Here is a 14,097-nt window from a genome sequence, read left to right on the forward strand (position 1 = left end):
AATTTAACTTTTAAGAGCAAAACAATGCGCTTAAATAAGTTAACAAAATCACTTAATGATTAAAAAAGTAAATTATAAATATGCAATTTTTATTTATAAATTGAATTCTAAGTATTTAAAAGAAGCAAAAAAAGGAATTATACTTTAATGATTCAAAAGTTCTATGACAAATTAAACATCTTATAAATTATATTTAATTTTTAATCTTTCATTCCTAAATTTTCATTCAGTAAGAATCAAAATAGGGAAAATACACTTTAACATTTATACTAAAATAAAACTACATTTTTAGATAGAATTGTTGTATAACATTCTTAATAAAGTATATATATTTTGAATTTCTATAATAAATTGAGATTAAATAAAACTTAAAAAAAGAAAAATGAGACTGTAATTTTTAAATTATAGCAAACAAAAAAACACACAAGTATTTAAAAATCAAAAAATTAAAACAAAATATCGAATGAGATTTATTAACTAAATAAATTTCAAAAACTTAATCATAGATTTTTTTTACATTTGAAAAATCATTAAAATCAATAAACGAGTATGACAAAAGAAATTTCAATTTTTGAAAGTTTTGCTACTAAAGAATTAAATGCAAAACAACTGAGAAATGTTTATGGAGGAACTGAAGTAACTCCTCCTCCTCCAACCAGCACACCATCAAGTGGAGGCAGTGTTGATTACGGAGGCAATCCTCCTCCAGGTTACACTACGACTCCTACTAACCCTACAAATCCTGGGTCAACATGGAACGGAGACAGTGATACAAAACCTAGAACTGGAAGTCAAGAAATTCCTTAAAAAAAAGGGAGACATTTTAATGCTTTAAGATGTCTCTCTTCTTTTTTTAATTTCATTAATAAACTGAAATGGGGTAATTCCAGTTTTCTTCTTAAATGATGTTGTAAAAGAATCCGCATTCTTAAAACCTGCACTTTCCGCTATTGCTTGGGTTGTATATTCCCTGTATCTCGAATTCATCATTATCTCATTAATAACATAATTTATTCTCAATTCATTCAAATAAGTACTAAAGGATTTTTGATAATGTTTATTTACTATTGATGATAAATAAGTAGTATTAGTTTTAATCTTTTTTGCTACAAATTGTTGCGTAAAATCAGTTTTTAAAAATTCTTTTTTCTCAATTAATTGCCTAAATCTTTCTAAAATCTCATTTTCATTTTCAACATGTAATGAAATAGCAACTTCGCTTTTTTCATTTTTTTTCGAGTCCGTAATTGCATTTCCTATTTCATATTCTTCTATTAATTTTTCTATTCTCTCTTTAAACTTCTTTTTAGTGTAAAATTTATTAAATATGAGAAAAATCAATAAAGCAAAAATGAATATAAATGCAATTATAAACACTTTACTCAGAAAAATTTTTTGATTATTATCTTTAATTATTTTTTGAATTTCAGATCTAATTTCTATATTATTAAGTTTCTTATTTACTTCAATAATGTTATTATTATTGATTTGGTTAATTTTATCACTATTATTGAGATAAATAGCAGAATGTAATAAAGACCTTTTATAATCACCCAAAGAATTATAAATTTTGGCTTGTTTAAAATTAGCATCTATATACTCAGCTACCCCAAGATTATTTTGAATATTATATAAAGAATCTACACTTTGAAAATAATGTAAGGCTTTATTAACCTTTTTTTGTTCAAAATAAACCAAACCTAAATTATATGCCGAGCTATATTCAATTTGAATATTCTTATTTTGTTTAGATATAGAGTAAGCGTTCAAATAATTTTCTTCAGCAATGTTTAATTCATTTTTATAAAAATAAATATTACCAATATTTTTCAGCGAATTCATTTTAAAATATAGATTATCATTACTATATAATTTTATTGTTTTATCATAAAAATGAAAAGCTGAATCAAGTAAATTTAATTTGTTCCTATTTTTTGCAAAATATCCTTCATAACTAATTCCTAAATTGAAATTAACAAAACTTTTTTTGCTATAATAATCCTCTTGTGAAATGTCTAATTTTTTTAAATCTACTACCGAATCAACAATTTTATATATTTTAATTGCTTTTTCATAGTTTCCTATTTCATTATATATATTGCCAATATTAAGATTTATCATACTAACTTGCATTTCGTCTTGCAAATCATGTGCTATTCCCTTCGCAATAAAATAATAATCTAATGCTTTTGAAAAAGATTTTTGATTCTTATAAATATTTCCTCCATATATATAGATAAGGACTAAGTTTTGAAATTTTAACTCAGAATTAGGCACACCATTAATTAAATTTAATGCCTGATTATAAAGATCTATAGCTTCATCTGTTTTACCATTTTTAGAGAATATGTTTCCTTTAGCACCTTTAGCAAAAGCTAAATGAATCTTATTTCTAGAAGATTCAATTTTATTAATATAATACAAACAACTATCAATGTTTGTATTGAAGAATGACCTTGTTTTTTCTTGTAATTTTAAAAATTCTGCATCACTAATATCTTTTGTATTTTGGCCAAATAAAGAAATGGTAAAAAATAAAAAGAAAATTATTCTATTTTTTTTCATTATAGTTAAAGATTTTAAAAGCAAAAATATAAAAACAATTTGTAATTAATTTTGTTCCCTTTTCTTAACTTCTGTTATATACTGAAAAGGAGTTTGTCCTGTCTTCTTCTTAAAGGAAGTGGTAAACGAATCTGCATTTTTAAACCCTGCACTTTCAGCTATTGCCTGAGTTGTATATTCTCTGAATTTCAAATTGTTATTTATTTCATCAACAACATAATTAATCCTTAATTCGTTCAAATAATTACTAAAAGATTGTTTAAAATGCTTATTTACAACATAGGATAAATAAGAAGTATTTGTTTTTATTTTTTTTGCAGCTACCTGTTGAGTAAAGCTATTATTTAGATATAATTTTTTTTCTATTAATTTTTCAAGCCCTGTTAGAATATCATTCTCACTTTCTGCACTCATAACTATAGAGTCTCTACTTATTTTATTGTTATTTAATTCTAAAGAGTTAGTATTCTCGTCCGTTTGAAATTTGTAAAAAATGGGAGTCTTAACAATTCCATAATAACCTAATCCTATTACAAAAAGAGATAAAAAAACAAGCGTTATTTTAGGTACACTAAAAAGAATAGTCAACCATGTTATTCCTATTCCAATAATTAAAAAACGCAACCATCTTAAATCAATATGCTTTAAATCATTTTTTTTTACATAATTTGATTCGTATTTTTTTATAGTTTGAAACGAAAAAAAAACACTTATAAATCCTGAAAAAATGACTAAAATAAAATAAATTATCCCCCAAAATGTAACAGTTCTAGCAGACATAACGAGCCATAATGAGTCTTTAAAATACAAGTAGATTAAACCTACAGAACAAACTATTATAGGTGAAAAAAGAATAGTTAACTTTCTTCTATTTTCCCCAAATCCTAATAAAATTGTTGTGTATAAATACAACAAGGGTCCATGAAAAAAAGGAAAAGGGACATTTAAAATATTTAGAAAAGCATTAGTATCTTTATAAAAATACAAGGATAAATCTGCTCCCAATATTAGTAACCAAATTATTAAAACATAGTCTGATTTTGTTTTCTTTTTATGCAATAAAATGATTGTAAGAAAAATGGAAAGAAAAGCCCCTAAAATATAAATCATTCTTTTTTAAACAAATTTATTTAGATATTTATTAAAAAAAACAAAATAGAATATTAATTTTTTCAAAATAAAAAAGCCACTAATAAATATACTAGTAGCTTTCAAATATTATATTTTACTATTTATTTCAGATATTTCTTTAGCAAATATAATTATTTTGTGCTGGAATATAACAGCAAACTTTTTGTCCATTAACATAAATAAAACTACCATCACCACCACATCTAAGAATAGGAACAATTGCTCCACCAGTGATTTCTTTTTGTTCTTTTTTACTTAATTTTTGAACACCACTTAATTTTAAGATTTTTTTTGACATGATTTATTTGTTTTTAAAATTTATACTCTTCTATTCAATTGGTTAAGAAGTAATAATTTCACATCGAGTGATGTTTTATACAATTGTATTAATTATAATAACAAAAACTAAAATAATATTATTTTTTTATTTATAAAAATAAAAACTAATATATTTAAAAATAAGAATAGAGAATTGCTTATATAATGAGCAACTCTCTATTAAAGTTAAATTTATTATTAAATCTTAATTTATAGTAAGATTACAAACATTAACTCTTACAAATTTAATATGATTTGTGGTGAAAGAGTATGCAGGTGAACTTGGATAGTTTACTGGATAAACCAATCTTGTCCAAGAATAACTAATTGTAATATGAAATTCATTTAATGAAGGAACAAAAATTTTATTAATTGAACCTATACTAATTCCTTCAGTTTGAGAAGTAATAGAAAAGTATGTCGTTACAGTGTTACCATTAACAGTTTCATAACCACCATTGATATTAAAATTTTCACAAATATTATTGCCTTTCATGTTTGCAGTAAACATTCCTGATTGACAATTAGAGTTTGGTCCAAAATTATATACAGACTGACAATTAGTACCTCCTGCTCCTCCATCTCCCGGGTCAATTGGAACATAAGGTTCATCAATGTCTGAAGGTCTTGCATTAAATTCATTTTTTGATTTTTGAACATCTGTCACAACGTCATCTTTTGAACAAGATGTAAAAGACAATACAGTTATTAAAAATACTATTACTAAGCTTACTTTTTTCATTTTATAAAAATTATTGATTATTTATTGAGTTCAAAAAATTTAAGTCAATTGAACATTTTGACTATCGTTGCAACAATATTTTAAAACCTATTAAGGTTGTTTTTATCTTTAAAATATAATCGATAAATCTTTGTTTAAGCTTCTGAAATATTAAGTAATCTAAAGCCTCATCTGTTTACATTATCTTTGGCAAATTTCCATGAAAAAAGAATGCAATTTTTTAGATTGTTAAACAATTTACAAAATAAAGGTCAAACATTTTATAAAATAAAGGAGGATTAAATAAATATAAAACATTAAAAACCAATTACTTAAACCTCAATAGGAATCGAAAAAATTAAGAATAGGAAATCTAACTTATTTATAAAGTAAATTTGTAAATGTATTAACTAAATAATTTTTTTACATGAAATTAAAAACATTTTCATTAGAAGCTTTTTATGAAAAAGAGCTTACAAGTAGAGAGAAAACTAAAATTTGGGGAAGTGGTAAAGGTATCGGCACTCCTCCTCCTCCACCTCCTCCACCAAATGATTTAACATCTACCTCAACATATACACCTACTTTTGGTGACACCTTAGATACACCACCAGATCCACAAGGTGATCCAAATGTTTCTACACCAACGAACCCTTAAACTCGATTTTGAATATTTAAAATGAATTGAGCAGGAGTCATTCCTGCTCTTTTTTTAAATGATATAGTAAAAGAATTAGCATTTTTATAGCCTACACTTTCTGCAATTGCCTGAGTTGAATACTTCCTATAAACTGGATTATTAATTAATTCTTCAATAGCATAATTAATCTTTAACTCGTTAGAATACTCACTAAATGTTTTTCCAAAATTTTTATTTACAACATTAGATAGATAAGTAGTATTGGTTTTAATTTTTTTAGCAACATTTTGTTGATTAAAATTAGGATCTAAAAAATATTTTTTTTCTTCTAAAACAATTAATTTTTCCAAAATATCCCTTTCTTTTTCATCATCAATATTGAATGCTTGTGAAATCTTTTTTTGATGCTTACCTTCTTCTTTATTTATCTTATATTCATTTAATAATTTTTCAACTTTTAAATTGGCTCTCTTTTTATCTATACTCATTTTTATCAAATAAAAAATTAAAATACTAAATAAAACTCCTAATAAAATCTGAAACAAAATATTTTTTACTTTGCTTCTTTCAGCAGCTTTTTTAATATTTTCAACTTCTAATTTAATTTCATTATTATTAATTTTACTATTAATCGCTACAGATTCTAAAAATAATTTATCTTTCCCTTTTTCAAATTCATTTAAATAGATATTAGAATATAAGACTGCTTTATCATTTTCATTAAGAACTTGATAAATCTTAGCTTGAAAATAATTAGATAATATATATTCTTCTTTTTTTAAATTGTATTTAATTGATATTGAATCTACTTGCTTAAAATAAATTAATGCTTTTTCATAATTTTTCCTCGTAAAAAACAAATCACCTAAATTGTATTTAACAACAATACTTTCATAAATAAAATGATTGTCTGTTGCAAAAATATCTGCTGAATTATAATATTTTTCAGCATCAATATGATTCCCTTTTATCTTATTTATTGAACCTAAATCAATAATGGCTCTTATTTTATATTGTAATAGGTTGTCTGAATAACGTATTGTTTTATTTAAATAATTAATAGCAGTATCTAAGTCTTTAAAATGATTGTTTTTTGAGTATAAATTTTCATAAATATTTGCAATATTATAATTTACAATACTTTTGTTCATTTCAAATTCTTTATTTGAGAATAAAACACCAATTCTATCTAAAAGACTATCATTTTCTTTTAGTTTATTAATTGCAACATTATAATTCCCTATTTCCGCGTAAATAGATGAAATATTATTATTTAATTTAAATATCTGAATTAAATCTTTATTCTCATTAGATAGTAATTTCCCTTTTTCAAACTTATCTAAAGCTTCATAAAATTTGCCTCTTTTTTTAGCAATTAACCCTTCTAGATGATAAACATGAGAACATATTTCTTTGCTTTTAAAAGTCACTTTCTCTTTTCTTAAAATTTGATTCGCTTCATCCATAAAAGTATTCGATTTTATTGTATCTCCTTTTAATTGAAACAAATATGACTTATAACTTTTTGCATATATTTGATGTAATGAGTGGTTAGATTCTTCAATTTTATTACAATAGTAAAATGCGCTATCTAAATTATTAGCAACTTGATATCTAACTTTTTCTTTTAATTCTTTATATATTTGATTAGAGAGTGATATTTTATTTTGACAATACACGTTTGATATAAACAAAAACAAAAAAGGGAATATTATTTTCATGTCTTATTCAAATTTTCGACAAATATAGGCAAAGCTTTCTATTAAGTATTTGAACATTTATTTTGTTTTTTATTTAAAAAATATAACAATAGTTCGTTGATTTGTTAAAAATCTTTATTTACTTTTGTTTTATTATTTTAACAAAGCAGTAAGGCAAACTAGCTCTTAATAACTTATATATGAAACCAGACTTATTTCAAGCTCCCGATTATTATCAATTGGATGATTTATTAAATGACGAACACAAATTGGTACGTGATTCAGCACGTGCTTGGGTAAAAAGAGAAGTTTCTCCAATTATTGAAGAATACGCTCAAAAAGCTGAATTTCCAAAACAAATTGTGAAAGGTTTAGCAGAAATAGGTGGTTTTGGACCTTATATTCCTGTAGAATACGGTGGTGCAGGATTAGACCAAATTTCATACGGTTTAATCATGCAAGAAATTGAAAGAGGTGATAGTGGTGTACGTTCTACATCTTCTGTACAATCTTCATTAGTAATGTATCCTATTTGGAAATACGGAAATGAAGAACAACGCATGAAATATTTACCAAAATTAGCTACCGGTGAATTCATTGGCTGTTTTGGTCTTACAGAACCAGATCACGGTTCAAATCCAGCAGGAATGGTGACTAATTTTAAAGATATGGGCGACCATTATCTATTAAATGGTGCTAAAATGTGGATTTCAAATGCTCCATTTGCTGACATTGCAGTGGTTTGGGCTAAAAATGAAGAAGGAAGAATACATGGTTTAATTGTAGAAAGAGGTATGGAAGGCTTTACAACTCCAGAAACTCATAATAAATGGTCACTTCGTGCTTCTGCTACAGGAGAATTAATTTTTGATAATGTTAAAGTACCAAAAGAAAATTTATTGCCTAACAAATCTGGTTTAGGAGCTCCTCTGGGCTGTTTAGATTCGGCACGTTATGGAATCGCTTGGGGTGCAATTGGCGCTGCTATGGATTGCTATGACACGGCTTTACGTTATTCTAAAGAACGCATTCAGTTTGACAAACCAATTGGTGCTACCCAATTACAACAGAAAAAATTAGCTGAAATGATTACTGAAATCACTAAAGCACAATTATTAACTTGGAGATTGGGAGTTTTAAGAAACGAAGGAAGAGCTACTTCTGCTCAAATTTCTATGGCAAAGAGAAACAATGTAGACATGGCGTTAACCATTGCTAGAGATGCACGTCAAATGCTTGGTGGCATGGGAATTACAGGTGAATATTCTATCATGAGACACATGATGAATTTAGAATCTGTAGTAACGTATGAAGGTACTCACGATATTCATTTACTAATCACTGGATTAGACATTACAGGATTAAATGCATTTAAATAATAACATAATAGATAAAAAAAATCGAAAATGCTTCGCTTTTTAGTGAAGCATTTTTAATTTTGGAACATTATTTGCAATCTATTCTCTAATAGGTTACGTATATAATTTTAAAAACCAGCATTATGAATACCCAAATTGTTAACCAAAAAATCTTAGCTTATAAAGAACAATTACTCCAGCATTCATTGTATAATGAAATCAAAACCGTTGAAGATTTAAATTGTTTTTTAGAACATCATGTTTTTGCTGTATGGGACTTTATGTCTCTTTTAAAAGCATTACAAGCTAAATTAACCTGCACAACAACACCTTGGCTACCTGTAGGAAATCCAGAAATCCGTTATTTAATTAATGAAATTGTAGTAGCAGAAGAAACCGACGTGGATCAAAATGGCAACAGAAAAAGCCATTATGAATTATACTTAGACGCTATGGAAGCTTTAGGAGCAGATACACTTCCCATTCAAAACTTTCTAAACGATGTTGAAGCAACTAAAAATATCTTTGTTTCTATTAAACATAGTGACCTACATCCAAATGTGAAAGCTTTTTTGGATTTTACATTTCGAGTGATTGAAGAAGGAGACTCTCACCAAATAGCTGCCGCTTTTACTTTTGGAAGAGAAGATTTAATTCCTGAAATGTTTACCGCCATATTAAAGAAATTTCAAGAAAACTTCCCCGATAAAGATTTATCTAAATTAATTTACTATTTCGAAAGACATATCGAATTAGATGCTGATGAACACGGACCAATGGCGATGAAAATGATCGAAGAATTATGTGACAATGATGCTAAAAAATGGCAAGAAGTAGAAGAGGTTTCAATTGTTGCGCTTCAAAAAAGAATTGGCTTATGGAATGCTATTGAAGAGGCCATTACTAAAAAAATGGAATTCATTTAAAGCTTTTCGCGCTATCCGATTCAAGAAATCGTTTCCAAATTACATTACTACATAAAAAAAGGAGCTTCTTTACAGTTGCTCTTTTTTTATAAGTAAAGGTATCATTTGGAAACGATTTGCTTTCCACTGCTATCACGGCTAAATAATCTTGCATACAAACTAGTATTTCCATTAAAAATAACCTATTTTTGGTAAGAACATACACCATTAAAGCTTGAAAAAATGTCTTCTCAAGATCGATTAAATAAAGCCTATAAAGAAGCCAAACGCATTGCTTTTACAAATACTGATAAATTTATTCTATTTAGCGATTGCCACCGTGGCGACAGTAGTTTTGCGGATGACTTTGCCAATAATAGAAATATTTATTATCATGCCATGAGTCATTATTTTAAAGAAGGTTACACCTACATCGAATTAGGAGATGGTGATGAATTATGGGAAAATATGTTTTTTAAGACGATTTTCGAAGCGAATAAAAACGTGTATCAGTTACTCCAACAATTCTATTTCACCAATAGGTTACATCTTATTTATGGCAATCACGATATGGTATATCGAAACAAAAATGTAGTTAAGAAGAATTTATATGAATATTTTGATCAAAGAAAAGGTGAAAATGTGCCTTTATTTCCTGGCATTCAATGTAATGAAGCTATTGTATTAGAAAACACAGACAATCACAACCAAGAATTGTTTTTAACCCACGGCCATCAAGCTGATTTTATGAACTATGTTGGCTGGAAAATCAATCGCTTTTTAGTACGAATTTTATGGAAACCGTTACAAGTTTGGGGTATTAAAGATCCCACAAGCCCTGCTAAGAATTATGTCGAATTAATTAAGGTAGAAAGACGAATTAAAAAATGGATAGCCGATAACAACAACAAAATAACCATTACAGGTCACACTCACCGACCTCGATTTCCAAGTCCTATTGAAAATGCACTCCATTACTTTAATGATGGCAGCTGCGTGCACCCTAGAAGCATTACTGGAATCGAAATTGTAAATGGCACCATCGCTTTAATCAAATGGTTTATTGATACAAAAGAAGATGGTACGCTGCAAATTAAAAAAGAATGCTTAGAAGGACCTTGCCGATTAGAAGATTATAAATAAAACTCAATAACCACTCCATTCAGCATTAAAATAACTTACCAGTTTTTGATTATTTAATTTATTTATTTCAACCTCATCTACTCGCATATCTTTTGAAAAATAAGTAAAATCATTTAAATTATAATTGTAGAATTTTAGGTTCTCAACGCTTCTTTTAATTTGATTATCAAAATCATAATTTGTTGCTAAAGTAAAACCCCATTCGCCAAATGAGGGCAAATATACGTGATATGGAATGGTAGAAATAAATTCAGATTGAATCGTTTTGTTCACACACCAAAAGGATTTTGGAGCAAAAAATGGTGAAGTCGATTGTACAACTAATACCGCATCATCTGTTAGCTTTTTTTGCAAACTTGCATAAAAACTATTGGTATATAATTTACCTAAACTAAAATTAGAAGGATCAGGAAAATCGATAATAACTACATCATATTTTTTGTTGTTCTTTTCATTTACCCAAACAAATGCATCATTATTAATAATTTCAACTTTTTCATCTTGTAAAGAAAATGTGTTCATTTTTGTAAAGAGTTTGTTTTTCTGAAACAAACTTGTCATCTCTTCATCTAAATCTACCAAGGTTATTGATTGCACCTCTTTATACTTTAAAATTTCTCTCGCAGCTAAACCATCACCTCCTCCTAAAATTAAAATATGATGGATACTTTTTGCAAAAGACATGGCAGGATGAACTAACATTTCATGGTATCTGTATTCGTCAAAAGTGCTAAATTGAAGGTTGTTATTTAAATAAAGATTGAAATTCTTCCTTTCATGGGTTAAAACAATCCGCTGATGCTTAGTCGTTTTAGAAAAAACAATATTTTCACCATATAAATTCTTTTCTGAAAAAGACAATATTGTAGAAGAAAAGAACAAGGTGATCAATAAAATGGCCAAACCAAAGAAAGCTTTAATTTTTAAAAATGAAACACCTCTTATTTCTTTTTGCAAACTAAAACACATTAATAAGGCAGTTCCAATATTAACTATTCCAAATACAATTGAAGTTTCTATCAATCCTAAATAAGGTATAAAAAAAACTGGGAAAAGTATAGATGCAAGTAGAGCGCCTATATAATCAAATGTAAAAACATTGGAAACTAATGCACTAAATTGAAACTTATCTTTTAAAATATTCATCAATAAAGGAATTTCCAAACCTACTAAACATCCTATAATAAAAACAATAAAATATAAATAGAATTCAAAAAAATCTACTTTATTAAAAATTAAAAACAATAACGGTGCACTCAATCCTCCAATTAACCCTATTAAGATTTCAATTTCAATAAAACGATTAATTAGGTGGTCATTGGTAAAAAATTTAGATAGGTAAGAACCTATCCCCATGGAGAATAAATAGATACCAATTATTAATGAAAATTGTGTAATAGAATCACCTAATAAATAACTAGCAAGTGTACCTGCTATAAGTTCGTAGATTAATCCACAAGTAGAAATTATAAAGATAGTTACTAAGAAAAGGTATTCATATTTTATCTTAACCATGAATTGCCATTCCTATAATAAATGAAATACCTAAAATAAAAGCCGCTAGAACAATTGCTAACGCTGTATTTTTATTCTCTACAATTTCTTTCCAAGATTTTTCCGGAGTAATTTTTTCAATGATAAAATAGCATAATAATAAAATAGCAAAACCTAATAACGAATAAGTTATTGATGCTAGAACAGGTTTAAAAAAGAATTCTTCCATTTGTAAATTATTTATGATGATAACTATTTGAATTATATATACGACTTGAACGAGTACGTTTTTCTTTTTCTGTTTTCTCACAGTTACATATCCTATTGCCAGAAAAAGTACTAAACAAATAAACTGCGAGTACCATAATTACAAGTACAATTGGCAATTTATTATTAAAAATATATTTTTTTAATTGAATCATTTGTCTTTTTTATAGAGTGAGTAATAATTGTCTTCCCATCTTTTGCTTTCAAAGTTATTCTTAATAAAATATAAAATAACTCCAATTGCTAAAAAAATAGCAATAGAAACATATAAATTCCAATTATCGGGTTTTCCCCAATATATTCTTATCCTTAAAGAGGAATTAGCTGAATTTTCTTCCTTATTGGGTAAAATCATTATTTTATATTTTCCAGCGCTTACCCCGCAAATATTAAACTCTTCTTTTTTACTACCTTCTGTCCAGTTCTCTCCTTCAGAATAACCATAATAATACTCTAAATCTTTTGAGAAATAGGCTGTTTCATTGGTTTCTAAATTGATTAAAGCAAAATCGGTTGTCATCCACGAATTATCTACATCCGATTGAACCGTAATTCCTAAAGGAGCAATAGGTCCTTTTAAGTCAAAAGGCGCTGTAAATATTGTTTTACTATTTGCTTGATCTAAATCAATTAAATTTTCATACACTAAGTTTTCTTTACTTTGTGTATAAAAAATGATATGCAATAGGGTTACTAACAAAATTCCTACAATAAAAACAGTATATACTTGTGAAAGATTATAATAAAAAGGCTGCAAAGCTCCTATACCTTCCCTTGATGGTAGATTGTCAATGGCAAATATTTTTTTTAACTCTTCTTGAGAAAGGTATTCCGCAAAATAATAGTGTTTTTGTTTATCTTCATTTTCAAATGAAATTCCATAGGGTGGCGCTATAAAGTCTTCATAATAATTGTATTCTACGTCTATTTTATCTTCAAAAAAACCAACTCTATAAACTTCTTTGGCTCTTCCTGTTTCATATTTCTTATATTGAATACCATTATAAAGAATTGATTCACTATTTATCTTTTGATTAAGAGAAATTCTTTTTTCAATAGACCAATGTCCTTTTTCTTCTATTAAATATAAAACCTCATCATTTTCTGAAAGTAGTAGATATTCACACCAAGATTCTTTTTTTTGATTTATTTTATACACAAAATGGATTACAGTATAGGTAATCGTATCAAAAACTCCTTTGGAACCTATTTTTAATTTTGGTTGTAATGATGCAATTGATGTTTTATCTAAAAAAATCAGTTCCTCTTCCTTAAATTTATAGTTACTATTACAAACAGGGCAGGAAAAATAATTAAATTTAAAATTGTCAATTACTGTAATAGAAGCAGTACAATTAATACAAGTTATCTCCATGATTATCTATAGATTTCATTTGATGATACAATTTCGGCTTCGAAAAAAAAAGCGATTTCTTTGGAAATATCATGTACTTTTTGGTTATTATTACCCGAATAATTACACAAATAAACATCCATAGTAACTCTATTAATTTCTGGCCAAGTATGAATACAAATATGAGATTCTTTTAGACAAATTGCTGTTGTAAAACTTTTATTTTCGAAAATAAAATGAGATTCTCCAACTTTTTCAAGCTTATTTGCTAACAATAAACTATCTAAAAAGAGATGACAACTTTCATAATCTGTTAATTTTTGTATTTTACTTGAGGTTAGTGTTTGTAGAATGTGCAAACCTAAAATAGTACCTTGTTGTAGCATTTATTATTTTTGTATATTACTTATACGCTAGTTTTTCAATAAAAGTTACATTTTATTCATTTATGAAAATAAAAAATACACTTCACTTGTATTCTTAAATAGTATAAATTAGTAC

General features: G+C 26.7%; 15 protein-coding genes. 5 read left to right on the plus strand and 10 right to left on the minus strand.

What is annotated here, in order from left to right; genetic code table 11:
- Positions 1–549 precede the first annotated feature (549 nt).
- Entirely contained in the window at positions 550–807 is a 258-nt protein-coding gene (locus HALO113_RS15395; protein ID WP_159779978.1) for a hypothetical protein, read from the plus strand.
- A 24-nt stretch (positions 808–831) separates the two neighbouring features.
- Here the strand turns inward: HALO113_RS15395 and HALO113_RS15400 are convergent, their stop codons facing one another.
- From HALO113_RS15400 to HALO113_RS15415, 4 genes are all read right to left on the minus strand, one after another.
- A complete protein-coding gene (locus HALO113_RS15400; RefSeq protein WP_159779979.1) occupies positions 832–2,565 on the minus strand; it encodes a helix-turn-helix domain-containing protein in 1,734 nt (577 codons plus the stop codon).
- Positions 2,566–2,610: 45 nt separating this feature from the next.
- The gene (locus HALO113_RS15405; protein WP_159779980.1) at positions 2,611–3,675 is read right to left on the minus strand and encodes an AraC family transcriptional regulator; all 1,065 of its coding nucleotides are present in this window, start codon (positions 3,673–3,675) and stop codon (positions 2,611–2,613) included.
- Between the two features lie 139 nt (positions 3,676–3,814).
- Positions 3,815–3,994 carry a hypothetical protein gene (locus HALO113_RS15410; RefSeq protein ID WP_159779981.1) on the minus strand — a complete coding sequence of 60 codons (180 nt, stop codon included), beginning with the start codon at positions 3,992–3,994 and terminating at the stop codon, positions 3,815–3,817.
- 225 nt (positions 3,995–4,219) lie between these two features.
- Positions 4,220–4,756 carry a hypothetical protein gene (locus HALO113_RS15415; protein ID WP_159779982.1) on the minus strand — a complete coding sequence of 179 codons (537 nt, stop codon included), beginning with the start codon at positions 4,754–4,756 and terminating at the stop codon, positions 4,220–4,222.
- A gap of 406 nt (positions 4,757–5,162) precedes the next feature.
- On the opposite strand from HALO113_RS15415, the gene HALO113_RS15420 reads away from it, so the two are divergent.
- Complete coding sequence (locus tag HALO113_RS15420; RefSeq protein ID WP_159779983.1) at positions 5,163–5,393, plus strand: hypothetical protein; 231 nt, start codon at positions 5,163–5,165, stop codon at positions 5,391–5,393.
- On the opposite strand, the gene HALO113_RS15425 is transcribed toward HALO113_RS15420, so the two are convergent.
- A complete protein-coding gene (locus HALO113_RS15425; RefSeq protein WP_159779984.1) occupies positions 5,390–7,096 on the minus strand; it encodes a helix-turn-helix domain-containing protein in 1,707 nt (568 codons plus the stop codon). The two genes, HALO113_RS15420 and HALO113_RS15425, sit on opposite strands and share 4 nt — an antisense overlap.
- Positions 7,097–7,275: 179 nt before the next feature.
- On the opposite strand from HALO113_RS15425, the gene HALO113_RS15430 reads away from it, so the two are divergent.
- Both HALO113_RS15430 and HALO113_RS15435 read left to right on the plus strand, forming a co-directional pair.
- The gene (locus HALO113_RS15430; protein WP_140998415.1) at positions 7,276–8,454 is read left to right on the plus strand and encodes an acyl-CoA dehydrogenase family protein; all 1,179 of its coding nucleotides are present in this window, start codon (positions 7,276–7,278) and stop codon (positions 8,452–8,454) included.
- Between the two features lie 122 nt (positions 8,455–8,576).
- Positions 8,577–9,359 (plus strand): DUF3050 domain-containing protein, encoded by a 783-nt coding sequence (locus HALO113_RS15435; protein WP_159779985.1) that lies wholly within the window; start codon positions 8,577–8,579, stop codon positions 9,357–9,359.
- Here the strand turns inward: HALO113_RS15435 and HALO113_RS15440 are convergent.
- The gene (locus HALO113_RS15440) at positions 9,352–9,531 is read right to left on the minus strand and encodes a hypothetical protein (protein WP_159779986.1); all 180 of its coding nucleotides are present in this window, start codon (positions 9,529–9,531) and stop codon (positions 9,352–9,354) included. The genes HALO113_RS15435 and HALO113_RS15440 overlap by 8 nt on opposite strands.
- 50 nt (positions 9,532–9,581) lie before the next feature.
- Here HALO113_RS15440 and HALO113_RS15445 point away from each other — a divergent pair, with 50 nt between their 5' ends.
- Positions 9,582–10,481, plus strand: coding sequence for a metallophosphoesterase (locus HALO113_RS15445; protein WP_159779987.1), 900 nt, complete (start codon positions 9,582–9,584; stop codon positions 10,479–10,481).
- A gap of 3 nt (positions 10,482–10,484) precedes the next feature.
- On the opposite strand, the gene HALO113_RS15450 is transcribed toward HALO113_RS15445, so the two are convergent.
- The 4 genes from HALO113_RS15450 to HALO113_RS15465 all read right to left on the minus strand — a co-directional run bounded on the left by HALO113_RS15450 (position 10,485) and on the right by HALO113_RS15465 (position 13,982).
- The gene (locus HALO113_RS15450; RefSeq protein ID WP_159779988.1) at positions 10,485–11,996 is read right to left on the minus strand and encodes a polyamine aminopropyltransferase; all 1,512 of its coding nucleotides are present in this window, start codon (positions 11,994–11,996) and stop codon (positions 10,485–10,487) included.
- Positions 11,989–12,204 carry a DUF350 domain-containing protein gene (locus HALO113_RS15455; RefSeq protein ID WP_159779989.1) on the minus strand — a complete coding sequence of 72 codons (216 nt, stop codon included), beginning with the start codon at positions 12,202–12,204 and terminating at the stop codon, positions 11,989–11,991. The genes HALO113_RS15450 and HALO113_RS15455 overlap by 8 nt, the downstream gene beginning before the upstream one ends.
- Positions 12,205–12,393: 189 nt before the next feature.
- Positions 12,394–13,617 carry a DUF4178 domain-containing protein gene (locus HALO113_RS15460; RefSeq protein WP_159779990.1) on the minus strand — a complete coding sequence of 408 codons (1,224 nt, stop codon included), beginning with the start codon at positions 13,615–13,617 and terminating at the stop codon, positions 12,394–12,396.
- 2 nt (positions 13,618–13,619) lie between these two features.
- The gene (locus tag HALO113_RS15465; protein ID WP_159779991.1) at positions 13,620–13,982 is read right to left on the minus strand and encodes an S-adenosylmethionine decarboxylase family protein; all 363 of its coding nucleotides are present in this window, start codon (positions 13,980–13,982) and stop codon (positions 13,620–13,622) included.
- Positions 13,983–14,097: the final 115 nt, after the last annotated feature.

Origin of the sequence: Flavobacterium sp. 9AF (genome assembly GCF_902506265.1) — a bacterium.
Taxonomy (GTDB): Bacteria; Bacteroidota; Bacteroidia; order Flavobacteriales; family Flavobacteriaceae; genus Flavobacterium.